Genomic DNA, 14,581 nt, shown 5'->3' on the forward strand with positions numbered 1-14,581 from the left:
CCAGCAAAAAGCAAAAATTAATTGTTCGTCTGGTTAGGTTTACATAAAGGGATTGCATGAGTAAACTCTCTGCGAGAGAGGGTGGAGTCCATTCTTGCGCGATGTGCCGTCGTGGCCTTTCGCTACGTTTGGCTCCTTCTTTAGGAGTAGAAGTTCATGCTGGGGCAAGAAGGGGAGTCTGTCGACTCCATTGACGTGGTTGAAGTGAGTGTTGATGAGCGTGCTGTTTCTGATAGAGTGGAGAGCGGCGTGGCAACGAACTCTGTCGCAAAAGGGCTTCCTGACGTGGTAGCAGACTTACGAGCCTCATTCAAAGAGATGTCTGGGGTAGGTGAAAAGATAGAGGGCTGTCTAGACTTAATGGGCAAGTGTCTTGTTCAGCAGCACAAGCCCTCCTTTCGTGGTTTTTGGGAAGCTCGTAAGCTGTTGTTTGAGTTGTTTGCGGACCCTTCTCTTGCTCCTGGGGATCGCACTCATTATCAAGGTATTTGTAAGGATTTGTCTCGGGAGGCTCTCTTCCTGAAGGATCGTGTCAAGGAAGTTTCCAACTTTGCAGCACAGCAGATCGAGCTTGCTATTCAAGCCATGAAGGTTGAGCTGGGCCAGGCTGTTGAGGTGCCTGCTGATTGGGATTCCGGAGTTCTCCCGGAATGTTTAGAGGCTGATAGCCGGTTTTACTTCGAAAGCCATTCGAGATTGCTGCGTCTGTCCGCTCTAGCTGAACGTTTGAGGGGACTGCGTGAGGAAGTTTTGGCCATTTCCATGCGAGGAAAGCTAAAGAGGAAACTCCTGGATGGTCTTTCCGAAGTCGGCAATATTCTTTTCCCAGAAAAACGGGAGCTGGGCCGTGTTCTCGGTGATCGCTTCTTGGAAGATGTTGGTCGTTTTGTCCAAGGTGTAACGAATGGGCATTTCTCTGCGAAGCCAGCTCTTCACTTACTCTCTGAGGTGCGACGTTTTCAAGCTCTTGCAAAAGAGCTTCAGTTGAGCAGAACAACGTTTAAGAACGCTCGGGTTTCTCTGAGTGCTTGTTGGGACCGTCTTAATGCCGTTATTTCCCAAAAGAGGGAGAAGTTCGAAGAAAGACGGGAACTCTCGAAGACGAACTGTGAAACTCTTCGTTTAAGAATTGAGGGTTTAATTTCGGCCTATCAAGGAGCCACTCTTTCCGACGAGAATTTCGAGCGTGAGTTGGGGCTGATTCAACGTGAGATGCGCGGGATGGACCTGAATCGTGACAGTGTCTTTTTGCTCAAGAAGATGTTAAAAGATGCGAAAATTCCCCTCGTAGAAAGGCGTGCGAAGGAAATGGAGCAGAGAAGGGAGGCCGATCGGCAGGCAGCCCAAGAAAGAGAGAAGTGTTTACAGGAGCTTCGAGTCCGTCTCGCTGAATTGTTGGATCGTGTCCTAGCCTTCAATGGAAGAGACTTGGAACTGTTCGATGAGGAGTATCGTCATCTTTGTGAGCGATGCAGGACCCCTCTTATTTGGAGGAGTGATCGTGTCACGCTTGACAAATTACTGAAACAGATCAAGCATGCCCTTGAGGATCGTCGTCGTGCTCCTCTTATGGAGGTTTCTTCTGCTGAAGGGGAGTCTATTGAGTCTATTCGAGGCAGGTTAGAGCAACTAGTTGCTTGTCGCGATGAGGTAAGGGAGCGTTTGGATGCCCATAAAAAGAGCGTTGGGGCTTCTGGTCTCGATCTTGAACGCGCTCTTTATTTGGGTCAAATGATGCAACAGGATAAGGAGAGACTTGTCGAGTTAAGGCGGGTGATTTCTGAGATGGAGCTTGTGCTACAGGAAAAATCGAGAAATGGGTAGTGAGGGGGCTTTAGTTTCTGTTTCCTTTATACGTCTTATCGTAGAAGAGCTTCTGTCTCAGAAGGCTTTCAACGTGCGGGTCCTGGATATGAAGGATCCCACTGCTTTGTGCCGTTATTTGGTTATTTCAGAGGTTTTTGTAGACCATCATTTGAAAGCTGTTGCTGAGCATCTGGTTGTTACTTTGAAAAAATTAGGAAGGAGACCGAGGGTAGAAGGTCGGTCCTCCTGGATTTTGCTCGATTGTGGACTGGTTGTCATCCATCTTTTGACTTCAGAGGCTCGGTCTTATTACTCAATCGAAACTTTTTGGGGTGATTTGACAGAGGAGGTTGTGCTTTCTTAAGGAGCACCTCCTACTGATCCCTTCCCCTTCCTGCTCTTTAAACGTTTTCTTCTCATCGCCTAAATTTCTCCCTTACTGTAGGAAAAAACCATACAGATCAGGAAAAAACGGACAAATCGTCTGCTTTGTCTCTGCCATCCTTTGTTCATGTGGTTAGAAGAAAATGTTTCAGTTTGTCGTTACCCTTTTATCATTCCTTTTTAACTTTATCTTGCGATTGCGTTATCGCATGGACGTTCGGGGGATTGATCGTATTAGACAGAGGAGTGGAGAGGGCATCCTTTTTTTGTGCTCTTACTCATCCGTATTAGACCCTGTTCTTGTGAACTCTCTTTTAATCATGGACGGTGTTCCCGTTCGTATCCTCGCCTATGAGCAAGATTGTAGGAGACCCTTGACACGTCTCATTATGCGTTGGTTGCGAGGTATTCCTATTCCAGATCTGAGTTCTTCTGCAAATCCTCTTAAAAAACAACGGAGTGAACTGGCTTTTCGAAAGCTAGCTCAGTCCCTCAAAATGGGGGAGATTTTTATCTTACATCCTTCAGGTCGTCCTAAAATGACAGGGAGGGAGTCACTGCAGGGGACTTCTTGGGCTTATCGCTTGACGCAAGAAGTTCCAGGTTTACGTGTTGTTCTTGTTCGCATATCAGGGTTGTGGGGTAGCCGTTTCTCTACCATCTGGGAAAAGCGCTCTCCCTCTTTTTTCCGTATGTTTTGGGAATGGCTCAAGATGATTCTTAAAAATGGGATCTTTTTTGCGATCAAACGACAAGTCGTCATCTCATTTCAAGAGATGAATAAGACGGGCTACTCTCTTTCTCGAGACGAATTCAATCAGTACATTGAGGATTGGCTCAATCAGTACGAACATGATGGGCAAAAAGAAGGGGACAAAGGAGAAACACCTACTTTTGTTCCTGAGGCTTTCTACAATCGTACTGTTCAGACTCCCCAAGAAAGAGAAGCAGATACAGATCCGCTTGACTCGTTTGAGTGTATTCCTAGAGAAATACAAGAACCTATTTTTCAAGAAGTGTCTCGTTTAACTGGAGTTTCTTTATTTGCTCTAGACCCACATGCTGATCTCGTTGCCGATTTGGGCCTTGGTTCAGCAGATCGTGCTGCTCTTCTAGCTTCCATTCATCAACGTTTTGGCAAACTTGGGCTCCGAGATGCCCATGCAAGCACAGTAGGGCATCTTGTCCGTTCTGTTTCTCAAAAGATCAAAACGTTGCCTAATCGCAGAAAGGGGGCTTACTTTGATCCAACCTTTCGGGAATGGTTTTCTTCGAGAGAAAGAGTCCCTGTAGCTACCCCCGTTGGGACTATCTTGCAAGAGGCATTTTTGCGTTCTTGTGATCGTGGAGGGAATAGTATTGCGTGTGCTGATCTTTTAAGTGGGTCTGTATCTTATAAACGGCTTAAAAGACAAGTCTTGCTGCTTGCTAGGGAAATGAAATATCTCCCAGGAGATAATTTGGGTGTTATGCTGCCGTCGAGCGTAGACGCTATTACTGTTCTCTTTGCTACATTTTTGGCTGGTAAAACTCCCGTTCTGATTGATTGGACTGCTACCAATCAGTCTGTTCGGGACTTTCTGCGATTAGCAGATGTACATGTCGTGATTAGCTCGAGATGGTTTTCTGATGAACTAGAACATGTAGCTATCAAGGAGTTAGCCCCGCTCCTCCTTATGCTAGAAGACATAGAACATCGTCACTCTCCTTGGAAGAGGATGAAGTCTTATCTCGAATCTTATAGAACGGCAGATGCTCTTCTGGATGAATGGGATGAATGGTGTGCTAAATCAGACGATACAGCTGTAATTTTGTGTAAGAACCATCCTGAGATGAATCCTTGTGTTATTCCTCTCACGCACCGTAACATCCTGAGCGTCACGAACAGCCTTTTTTCGGCTATCCCCATTACATCTCAGGATAGTATTTTTGCTGTTCTTCCTCCCTTTCATTCCCTTGGTTTTGAACTGTTAAATGTTTTGCCTATTTGCTGTGCTGTTAAGTTTTTCTGCTATCCCTATCCGTTTGAAAGTGTTCAGATTGCTTGTTTGATCCAGCAGGTCCGTCCTACCGTTTTCATTGGGACACCCTTTATTATTGAGTCCTTGTTTCAGTTTGCGAAGAGGAAAGAGCTCGAATCTGTACGCTATTTTATCTTTTGTGGAGAATCCCCTTCAGGGGAGCTACTGGCCAAGGTTGAGGAACTAGGGGCCACTCCCATGATGAGTTATGGCCTAACAGAATGTGGTGCTGTTGTGGCTATTCATCGGATTGGAACAACAGCTAAAGGGGTAGGTCCTCTTTTACAGGGTGTAGATGTTGCTATAGTGGATCCTAAAAGTAGAAGACCCGTTTTGCCGGGAAAGGAGGGGCTTATCCTATTGTCCGGAGAAAGCGTATTTCATGGATATCTAGGAGGGAGCGATCCTCATAAAGGTTTTCATTTCGATTTGCAGAATAAGAAATGGTTTGAAACGGGGGATAGAGGGTCTTTAGATCGAGACCAGGTCCTTTCTTTAACCCATCCTAATGGGAGGTGGATCAAGGTAGGAACACGCATTGTTTCTCTCATAGAATTGGAAAAAATGATTATGCAGCTTGCTCTAAGGAAACAATGGATCAAACAAAAATCCCATTTTATTCCAGGGCCTTGCTTGGCCTTATGTTTTACTCGCAAAAACAAGCGTTTTTCTAAGAATCTCCTACTTGTTACAACCTTTGATCTAGATCAAGATGTTGTGAATCAGGAGATAACAGAACGGTATCCTTTTCTCGTGCAGATTATTGGGGAAACTCGCAAACTGGAGGCGATTCCGCTTACAGAAGTTGGAAAAGTTGCTTATCATATGTTGGACAGACAATGCTGAGGAAAACTCTCCTTTTAAAAGACACGTTTACTAAGACTCTCCGCCCTGTTTCTGGTTCTGAAGATGGTGTATTGCGCGTTTATACATGTGGACCAACGGTCTATGATTTTGCTCATTTAGGTAATTTTCGGACTTTTCTTGTAGAAGATGTGCTGTGTCGTGTTTTAACTTGGGTCGGATTTCGTGTCATCCAGGTGATGAACTTCACGGATATAGATGACAAGATCATCAAAAAGGTGTCTGTTACAGGAGAGTCGTTGGGTGCATTTACAAAAAAATTTAAAGATGCATTTTTAGAAGATGCCGCTCTTCTGCGAATCCAAGAAGCTAAGTACTATCCTTGTGCAACAGATTACATCGAAGAAATGATTGAGATGATCCGTTGTTTAGAAGAACGTGGTTTTGCCTATAAAAGTTGTGATGGGAGCGTTTATTTCGCTTTGGATAAGTTTCCTGAGTATGGTTCTCTTTGCCATTTACACAAAGAAGGTTTAGTGCCTGGTTTATCCAAGAGGGTGTCTCAGGATGAATATGATAAAGATGCAATAGCCGATTTTGTTCTTTGGAAAGCTTTTGAGGCGGATAGAGACGGATCGATCTATTGGAATAGTCCTTGGGGAAAGGGACGCCCAGGTTGGCACATTGAGTGCAGTGCCATGGCAAAGGCTTTATTGGGACCAACTCTCGATCTTCATTGTGGTGGAGTCGATAATATTTTTCCCCATCATGAAAACGAAATTGCTCAATCTGTCTGTTGTCACAATGCTCCTTTAGCGAAACATTGGTTTCATGTGGAACATCTCCAAGTAGAGGGAAAAAAAATGGCGAAGAGTGCAGGCAACTTCTACACTCTTCGTGATCTTCTCGAGAAAGGAGCTGATCCTTCGGCCTTGCGTTATGCCCTTTTGCAGCACCATTATTCTTCTCCAATGAACTTTACTGAAGCGTCTCTTCATGCAGCACATCAGGCTGTCGAACGTTATCGACTTGTTTTTTCTCGGTTAGAAGAGGTGCAAAGTGAATCATCTACTGTATCAGATGACTTGATCAAGCTTTTGGCAGGTGATGTTGATCGTTTCTGGGAGGCTTTACTTCATGATCTCAATACACCTATGGCTTTGGGGGCACTGTTTGATTTTATCCGAGAAGTCAATCGTTTGATTGACACAGAGTCCTTGAATCAAGTCACAGCTGGAAAGATCTTGAAAATGCTGGTAGAGTGTGATGTCATTTTGGACCTTCGTGATCAGAATCCTATCCCAAATGCTGTCCAGCAGCTTGTAGAGAAACGCAAGGAAGCAAGAGAGCGGAAGAAGTGGAAAGAATCTGATCGTTATCGTGCAGAATTGGAAGAGCTTGGATTCGTTATAGAAGACCTGCCTTACGGTTCTAGAGTGAGGCGTAAAGTCTGAATTAGACAGACTATCTTTATTCTTTTTTATGCAAGAAATCGAACAGGGGATGACTGGTTTTAGTCCCAAATTCTTAGTATACAAATAATATTGTTGAAATAGCACGAAGGAGAAAAAAACTTTTTCTTTTGCTATTGGTACGTCTCAAGACAACAAGAAGCTGATTATTTGTGAGTTCGATACACGTTACTTTTATTTCTCCTGGAAGGTTGACTGACCCCATACGTATTCCTTTAATTGATCGATCGACCCTTGACTGGCGTATTCAAGATTTTGCCCGTATACAAAGAAATCGTGCTTCTAGCCAACTAGAAAGCTCATGGGTTGTTGGACGGCAACTATTTCAGGATGGTTCTCAAGAGGTCTTTTCTTGTCCGACCAAGGTGCAAAAAACTATATATGAAGTGACGTGTCCTCTAGCAGGGGAGCTGTTTCTTTTCTGCAATGAAACAGATCGAAAGGGTATTACTTTTTGTTTTTTTCCTGAAAAAAACATTCATATTCCTTCATCCACGCCTTCCCTAGAAGGTGGAGGTTCTAGACTAGAGAGCAACAAAGCTAATCGGTTTTCTTTTCCGACGAACTGTGTTTCTTGCTTAATTTGGGATGGATGGATTGCTCAGAATGATGCAGGAGGGCCCTCTTTAAGAGGGATAGAGATGGCCTTCATTCAAACCTGTAAGGGACTATCTCTTTTTTGTCGCAAGACAGAAGAAGTCTTTCCTCCCTTAGAAAGACCAATGTCAGGAGCTCTGCCTGGACCTAAGTATATTAGAGTGCATTGTTTTAGCAGGTGGAAGGGTTTTTCTTTTTATGTTCGCATTCCCTTACTAACAGAGACGGAATTGGAAGAAAGAATACGCGTAGCTTGTCATACTCGTTTTCAGGCTATGGGTATTGATAATGGACAAGGTCAAGAATGTCTTGATCGACAACGATTGTTTCCTCCTTCTTCTAGGGTATTCGACTTGCCGCCTGGTATGGGCATTAGTGTTTTGTTTGGTAACATTTTTGGTGGAGAAATTTTGTGCTCTTATCGTGAGCCCACTTTCCAAATAGCAGTTCTTTCAAGCTTTTTTGAACGTGGAGAGGAATCCTTGCTTGTTAGAAGCTTTCGGAGCTTTCCACCTTGGCAGTTAAAGAACCAATGCTTTTCCCAAGAGCAGTTGTCTGGAAATAAAATACATATTTTTAGTCATCACGCACAGCTTCAGCATGATAATGATGAGGAATCTTGTGTGCAAGATACTGAGTTGCGCTTGATTTGCACGACATCAGAAGGCCTATACGGATTATTCATTTCTTCTAATGAAAAAATGAAAATAGCTCCTAGTCCTTCTCTTACAGAGACTGATGCAGGTCCGAGCGGCAGTTCATCCCGAAAAGAATTTTCTCCTATTCAAAAATCCATATGTTTTCCTTGTTTTACCGGAGGTAAGTCGCTTCGGAGCATTCATATTCCATTAGTTGATCCTGTGACGTTAGAAATGTGTATTCAAGAGTCAGTTGGTTTCAAAAAAAGCAATAAACTTTCTTTAGAAAAAGCAGAAAGGATTGTATGCAAGAATCTTTTACAAGACGAACCACATGAACTATTTTTTTTTCCTGGCTCATCAACAGAGCGAGAACTCAATCTTGACTTGAAACTACTTTCTTCCAATACAAAGAAAAGAGGATTTTCTCTTTGGTATTTTCCATCAAAAAGCAAAAATTACATTAGAAACCTCAAATGTGTTTTTAACGAAAATTTTTTTCCAAAAGAGATTAATCAGGCAAAAGGCTTCCCTCTCGTATACAACTCTGCAACTTGCCTAATCTATGAGGAGGGTTGGTTTGTATCAGACTCTTTGGGACAGCTTTTGTTAAAAGGAATCTCTTTTCATTTTGTTAAAAGGGAAGAAACAGTTATAGGATTTCTTTGTCAGGCTCAAGAAGAACTTTCTAATCCCGAAAGACCAATTGAAACAGGTGGAGTGGTATGGAGAGCACATGCGCAGTACAAAAAGTATGTTAAGGTAACTTGTTTATCGAAACACAAGGGCTTTTCTTGCCAAGTTCGTCTACCTGTTTTATCGAAGTATGACTTGAAAAGTGAGCTTGAGAAAGCTATTAGTCAGCGTAGTGATGCAGCAGAAGGTTTAAAAAATGCATCTGTTATTCCTTGCTTGAGACATGAGGAAGGTCTTTTTGAATACGAAGATTGCCTTGTTGTAGATTTTCCATTTGGAATGGGTGTTGATGTTCCTTTTGGTGGGTGTCAGGGAGGTGATCTGTTTCTCTCTTTCGACGGGACTCATTTCAAGGTAGCACTGATTTCGGATGTCTTTAGAACAAGAAAGTCAGGTGGATATAACCGTAAAACTCCACAATATCCTTTGTGGCAAGTTGGAACAAAACCATTTCATAGAGTGAAATGCTTCCCAAGCAGACTCTATCTATTTGATAGCTCTGATGTACGGCTTGTCCAAGTCTCTAAAACAGAATATTGTGTTGAAGGTGCAATGTTACAGCTGATGATAGCTCCTCGAAACTCTTTTTGGGGTCTACTTATCTCCAAGCAAAGGAAACCAGAAACTGTCCCTTTGAACGAAGCGAAAGGTTCTAGTTCAGGTTTTGTCCCCCCTTCTAAGAGGCTTAAATTCTGTGAAGAATCACTTACAATGGCGATCTCTTCGTCTCATGGAGAAGAGGCTACAGGTTCTTTGAACGAAGCTCAAATTAAAGAGGAAAGGATCAGTCCAATACCTTTTATGCAATATCCCATTATCTCGGGTGTTTTTTCTGGTGATCCAGCTGTAACAGCACTTCTAGAGCTAGATCAAAGTAGTAGGATAAAACTTGAGGAATCTCGATTTGTAAAGAGGGTTTCCTATCTTGGCGGACCAACACTCACGCTTTTAGGAATACCAGAGGTCGGATTACAACAAAAAACCTTATCTAAGCCTTTCAATGAGGAGGAATCATCTACGACTACAGAAGATAGTCTGTTTTACGATTGAGTAGCCATACTGTGGGTTATTATTGGTTTCAGGCATCATGAACACGTCTTAGGGCTACAAGAAGTTGATTGTTGGTGAGTTCGATAAGTATTTCTTTTATTTCATCTTCTAAAGGACAAACTGGTTCAATTCGTGTTCCCATAATTGATCGAGCTACACTCGATGTACGTATTCAAGATTTTGCACGTGTACGAAGAAATCGTGTTTCTTGGCTGCTGGAAAGCTCATGGGCTGTTGGGAGACAGTTATTCCAAGATGGTTCACGAGAAGTCTTTTCTTGCCCGATTGGAGCACGACAAGCTGCCGATTCGGTAGCGTTCTCTCTAGCAGGGGAATTGTCTCTTTTTTGTAATGGGCCAGATCAAAGGGGAGTCATTTTTTGTTTTTTACCAGATTCAAATATTGACGTGATTTCATCTAGCTCTACCCTGGAGGAAGGGATTTGTCTACCAGGATTCCATGAGGCACCTTTCTTTTCTTTTTCGATGAATCGTGTTTCCTGTTTAATAGGAGAGAATGGATGGATTGCCAAGGATGAGAAAGGAGATCTTTCCTTAAAAGGGATAGAGTTTACCTTTGTCCGGAGGAGTAGTAGCAAAGGATTATTCCTTTTTTGTCGCACAACAGAAGAAGCCTTTCCTTTTCCTGAAAAGCCAATTCAGGCTCAGTCGTATATCAAAGTACATTGTTTCAGCAGTTGGAAAAATTTTTCTTTTTGTGTCCGTATACCTGTTTTAACAGAGTATGAATTAGAAAAAAGAATCAAGGAAGCTTGTCATGCTCGTGGCCAGATAATGGGAACTAATCTGACAGACACAGAGTGCCTTGACCAGCAACAATTATTTCCTCCTTTTCCTAGAATCTTCGACTTTCCTCCGGGAATGGGTATTCAAATTCCATCTGGTGAAGCCTTTGGAGGAGAAGTTTTATGTTCTTATCGGGAGGAGTCTTGTTTTCAAATAGCGTTTCTCCCACATTCTTTTGAAAGGGGAGAGACCCTTCCTATAAAGGCCTTTCGGGTTTTCCCTATTTGGCAAACTGGCTATCAAGCCTACTCTCAGTCTCAATTACCTGGAGGAAAAATACATATTCTTTCTAGTCGTCATGTACGACTTTTGCCATGTTCTGATAAAGAATACCGTATGCAAGGTGCTTGTCTAAATTTTCTTTGTACAGCAGCAAAAGGTCTTTGGGGTTTGTTCGTTTCTGCGAATAGAGAAGAAGTCGTATCTGCTACTGCTTCTTCAGTAGATTCTGTCCCAATGCCCAGTTCGAGATCAACTGGAGGATCCCCCTCTCCTCCTTTACAACAATTAATATCTGTCCCCTACTTTATTGAGTCTAGGTCGCAAGTCCCGAAGATTTTTGAGATTCCACTGCTTGATCCTAGCACGTTAGAGGCTTGTATTCAGGGGTCAAATTGTTTTGGAAGAGCCTATGAATATGCCTCAAAAGATGGTGAAAAGATTGTTTGCAAAATTCTTTTAAATAGTAGTCCGAATGAACTTTTCTTTTTCCCAGGACCACTAACAGAACAAGAACTTATATGCAATTTAAAGCTATTTTCTTCTGATATAGGAAAAAGAGGATTTTCTCTTTGGTACTTCCCTCCTAATAGCGGGAGCCGCACTAAGAATAATCTTATAAAAAGAAAGGATGTTTTTTCACTACAAAAGTCGAATCAGGCAAAATGTTTTGCTATTCCGCATAATCGGATAACTTGCTTAATCTCTGAAGATGGCTGGTTTCTATCAAGTTCTTCTAATAAATTGTCTTTGAGAGGGCTCTCTCTTCAGTTTATCCAAAAAACAAAATCAGTGGGATTATTTTGTCAAAGCAAAGAGGAAGATCTTTCTCATCCCGAAAGACCAATTGTCATGGGTGGGGTAGTCCGAAAAGCACACGCTAATTATAAAAATTATGTTCAAATCGATTGTTCATCTAGTTATAAGGGCTTTTTTTTTCAAATTCGTCTTCCTGTTTTGAATATAGAGGAGTTGCAAAATGAAATTAAAATGGCCATTGATCTTCGAAAGGAGGCAACAGAAAAGCAAGTCCATGCACTTACTGTTTCCCGATGGGAGCATAAAGAAGATCTTTTCAAGAAAGAAGACTATCTTAGCATCAGCTTCCCACCTGGAATGGAAGTCGATGTTCCATTTGGTGGATGCCTGGGAGGTGATTTATTTCTTGCTTTTGATGGGACTTCTTTTCAAATCTTGTTGATTTCGGATGCGTTTAGAACAAAAAAAGAAGAAATGTCTAACCGACGCGGTTCAAGACGGCCCTTTTTACGGCCTAGCAAAGGTTCATTTCATAAAGTAATATGCTCTTCAAATAAGCTATATCTGTTCAAGAGCCCCGATATCAAACTTTTAAAAAAATCTAGACGTGAATATTGCATCGAGGGTGCAAGGCTACAATTAATGACAATACTCAAGAGAAGCTTATGGGGGATTACTATTTCTCGTGCTAGTGACATAGCTCCTATTGATCCGCATGATGCGAGCCATTCAGGATCTAACGAAGAGGATGCTTGTAGAGAGCGATTAAGTAGGAAGCGTAAACTATTCTTGTCGGATAATGAGCCAAATACTGCTAGTAGAGATCTAGTTCCCTCTGAAGAAGGTGCAAGTACCAGTACTTTTTCTGACACGGATGCAGCAAGGGTCCTTTTAGAACTAAGTCGAAGTCATAAAGTTGAGCAACGAATGCCTTTACAGAGTACTCTTGAGGAGGTTTTGCTTGCTCAAGAAGGCAGTACATGCCATGACGGATAGTCATTTATCTACTTTATTGTATAGGTTCGATCCCTTCAGCATTTGGAACTTTTAGTATGAATGAAGACGTCTATACAAGGGTAAGATTAAAGGCTGACTATTTGTGAATTCTGTAAGTATTTCTTTTATTTCATCGTCTAAGGGACCAGCTGATCCAATACGTGTCCCTATAGTTGATCGAAATGCACTCAACTTACGTATTCAAAACTTTGTGCGTACAAAGAGCAATCATGCTAACAATTACCCAGAAAGTTCATGGGCTGTTGCACGACAATTGTTTCAGGATGGCTTGTGTGAAGTGTTTTCTTGCCCAAACAAGGTAGGTGCTTCGGTATTCCCTTTAACAGGGGAGCTTCTTCTTTTTTGTGATGGAACAGGTCGAAAGGGGGTCACTCTTTGTTTCTTTCCGGAGGAAAACGTTCGTATTCCTCCACTGAGCTCTTTTTGGGAAGAGAATGTCTATTCACTAGAATTCTATCAAGCACCTCGTTTTTCGTTTTCAACGATTCGTGTTTCATGCTTACAAGCGAAGAATGGATGGATTATCCAGAATGAGGCAGGAGATTTTTCTTTAAAGGGGATAGAATTTATTTTTATTCAAATGCAGAAAGGGTTATCCCTTTTTTGTCGCAAAACAGAAGAAGTCTTTCCTTCCCCAGAAAGGCCAATGAGGGAAATAGCAGAAACTTCTCTCGTACGAAAGTATATTAAAGTATGTTGTCTGAGTAAGTGGAAAGGCTTTTCTTTTTATATCCGCATTCCTGTGCTGACGGAAGCTGAGTTAGAGGAAAGAGTCCAAGTGGCCTGTCGTGCTCGTTCTCAGGCTATGGGTACTGGTGCGCAGGATACAGGATACCTTGATCGACAACAACTGTTTCCTCCTTCATCTAGAGTATTCGATTTTCCCACGGGAATGGGTATTCATGTTCCATTTGGGAATGTTTCTGGAGGAGAAATTCTTTGCTCTCATCGTGAAGAGGATAACTTTTTCCAAATGGCATTTCTTTTGCACTCTTTTGAACGTGGAGAAAAGTTTTTGCCGACTAGAGCCTTTCGGATTTTCCCCATTTGGCAAGTAGATAATCAGCCCTATACTCAATCTCAATTGTCTGGAGAAAAAATACATATTTTTTCCAGTTGTCGTATACGACTTCTGTTATGCAATAACGAAGAATACCGTATGCAAGGTGCCTGTCTACGCTTACTTTGTAGTGCAGTAGGGGGACTTTGGGGGATGTTTATTGCTTCTAATGAAGAAAGAGCACTTCTTTCTCCTTTTAGAGATTCTGATGAAGGACCAAGTTCAGGATCAACTGAAAATGCAGTTCGAGTGATCCCTTCTCCTCTTATTCAGAGATCAGTGTCTGTTCCTTGTTTTAATAGGTACGGTTCAAAGCCTTTTCAGGAGTTTCAAATTCCGCTGGTTGATCCTATGACATTGGAGGCTTGTATTCAAGAGTCAGGTTGTTTTAAAAAAACTTATGAACATGCTTCTGAAGATGGTGAAAAAATTGTTTGCAAAACACTTTTGAAAACTTGTGAAAGTGAACTTTTGTTTTTCCCAGGTCCATTAACAAAACAGGAATTTGTACAAAACCTGAAACTCTTTTCATCTGATATAAAAAAAAGAGGGTTATCTATTTGGTATTTTCCTTCTAATAGTAGTAACCGAACAAAGAATAACCTTCTAAAAGTTAAAAATGCTGTTTGTCTACAGGAAACTAGTCAAACAGAACGTTTTGCTATTCCGTATAACCGAATATCTTGTTTAATTTCTGAAGATGTTTGGTTTATGTCGAATGCTCATAACCAAATGTCTCTAAAGGGGATTTCTCTTTGTTTTGTTCAGACGTTTAAATCGACGATAGGGTTGTTTTGTCAAATCCAAAAGGAAGATCTTTCTCATCCGGAAAGGCCGATCATAACGGGTGGAGTAGTTCGGAGAGGACATGCTAATTATAAAAATTATATTCAAGTAGATTGTTTATCTAGTTGTCGAGGCTTTTCTTGCCAAATTCGTCTTCCTATTCTGAAAGAAGAGGAATTACAAAACGAGATTAAATCTGCTATTAGTTGTCGAAAAAAGGCAATAGGGGGGAAAGTATGTGCATCTGTTATTCCAAAATGGAAACATCAAGAGGGCCTCTTTGAAAAAGGGAATTGTCTTATTGTAAGTTTTCCTTTCGGAATGGAAGTCGATGTTCCATTTGGTGGATGTAAGGGGGGTGATATATTTATTTCCTATGATGGAACGCATTTCAAAGTCTTATTAATTTCTGAGGCTTTTAAATTGAAGGAAGAGATGGATTTTTGTCGAAAGGCCTCGCAATATC

7 protein-coding genes are annotated in these 14,581 nt (G+C 41.8%); all 7 read left to right on the plus strand.

All coding sequences use genetic code 11. The annotated features are described in order from the left end of the window. The first annotated feature begins 156 nt into the window (after positions 1-156). The gene (locus HAT2_RS01260; protein WP_114544229.1) at positions 157-1,824 is read left to right on the plus strand and encodes a hypothetical protein; all 1,668 of its coding nucleotides are present in this window, start codon (positions 157-159) and stop codon (positions 1,822-1,824) included. Beyond that, the gene (gene rsfS, locus HAT2_RS01265) at positions 1,817-2,170 is read left to right on the plus strand and encodes a ribosome silencing factor (RefSeq protein WP_114544230.1); all 354 of its coding nucleotides are present in this window, start codon (positions 1,817-1,819) and stop codon (positions 2,168-2,170) included. Before HAT2_RS01260 ends, rsfS begins: the two co-directional genes overlap by 8 nt. 163 nt (positions 2,171-2,333) lie before the next feature. Next, positions 2,334-5,057, plus strand: a complete 2,724-nt coding sequence (locus tag HAT2_RS01270) for an AMP-binding protein (RefSeq protein ID WP_114544231.1) — start codon at positions 2,334-2,336, stop codon at positions 5,055-5,057. Next, entirely contained in the window at positions 5,051-6,469 is a 1,419-nt protein-coding gene (cysS, locus tag HAT2_RS01275) for a cysteine--tRNA ligase (protein WP_114544232.1), read from the plus strand. Before HAT2_RS01270 ends, cysS begins: the two co-directional genes overlap by 7 nt. A gap of 170 nt (positions 6,470-6,639) precedes the next feature. Further along, positions 6,640-9,468 carry a hypothetical protein gene (locus HAT2_RS01280; protein ID WP_114544233.1) on the plus strand — a complete coding sequence of 943 codons (2,829 nt, stop codon included), beginning with the start codon at positions 6,640-6,642 and terminating at the stop codon, positions 9,466-9,468. 74 nt (positions 9,469-9,542) lie between these two features. Then, positions 9,543-12,248 (plus strand): hypothetical protein, encoded by a 2,706-nt coding sequence (locus HAT2_RS01285; protein ID WP_114544234.1) that lies wholly within the window; start codon positions 9,543-9,545, stop codon positions 12,246-12,248. Between the two features lie 103 nt (positions 12,249-12,351). Continuing rightward, positions 12,352-14,581: hypothetical protein (locus HAT2_RS01290; protein WP_147267466.1), on the plus strand; the 2,230-nt coding region annotated here is incomplete at its 3' end.

The organism is Candidatus Similichlamydia laticola (assembly GCF_003339615.1).
Taxonomy (GTDB): Bacteria; Chlamydiota; Chlamydiia; order Chlamydiales; family Parilichlamydiaceae; genus Similichlamydia; species Similichlamydia laticola.